1 protein-coding gene is annotated in these 341 nt (G+C 51.3%); it reads left to right on the plus strand.

Features of this window, described 5'->3' with window-relative positions; translation table 11 throughout:
• Window positions 1–341, plus strand: a 341-nt coding sequence (locus tag R5H23_RS16960) for a transposase (protein ID WP_317216142.1), incomplete at both ends; no start/stop codon positions are given.

A 341-nucleotide genomic window follows, 5' to 3' on the forward strand; every position in this document is an offset into this window, starting at 1 on the left:
AAAAAAGGGATCCAGGGCGACTGCTCGGACGGACAAAAGGTGGCATGAACACGAAGCTGCATGCGATCACCGATCAGAACGGACGATCGCTGAGCTTTTTCATAACTGCGGGACAGATCAGTGATTATACCGGTCCCGCTGCTCTGCTGGACAGTCTTTCTACGGCACAATGGATGCTGGGAGATCGCGGGTATGACGCCGACTGGTTCCGGAATACCCTGGAAAAGAAAGAGATAAAGCCCTGCATTCCAGGACAGAAATCCCGCGAAAAACCGGTCAGATATGACAAGAGAAAATATAAACGACTCAACCGCATCGAGAGCATGTTCGGAAGGCTCAAG

The organism is Gluconobacter sp. GP1 (genome assembly GCF_032913585.1).
Taxonomy (GTDB): Bacteria; Pseudomonadota; Alphaproteobacteria; order Acetobacterales; family Acetobacteraceae; genus Gluconobacter; species Gluconobacter cerinus.